At 69.7% G+C, this 290-nt stretch carries 1 pseudogene; it reads left to right on the top strand.

Features of this window, described 5'->3' with window-relative positions:
* Positions 1-206, top strand: a pseudogene (locus J0A65_RS27120) (hypothetical protein); the annotation flags it as partial.
* Positions 207-290: the final 84 nt, after the last annotated feature.

Raw genomic sequence — 290 nt, 5'->3', positions numbered from 1 at the left:
ACTTCGCCCGCACCGGCAAGATGCCGGACCTGATGCGACGCGTCGCCCACTTTGCCGATGCCCATGCCCTGCTGGGCAAGCGTGGCCAGGGCCTGACCAACCTGGGTATCGAGTTCAGCGGTGAAAAGACCATCGGCAACCCGCAGCGCGTCCTGCTGCGCTTCAACCACGCCTACATGCAGCTGGCTGCCGACGGCGCCCTGTAGCGCCCCAGCAGGCGGCACGCCAGCCGCACCACGCACCAGCACGGCGCAGCCTGCCCTCGACGAGCCGCAGCGCAGCGCCAAGCG

This window comes from Bowmanella yangjiangensis (assembly GCF_017255015.1).
Taxonomy (GTDB): Bacteria; Pseudomonadota; Gammaproteobacteria; order Enterobacterales; family Alteromonadaceae; genus Bowmanella; species Bowmanella yangjiangensis.
Note: the sequence above shows the minus strand (reverse complement) of the source record. Positions and strands in the feature narration are given on the sequence as shown.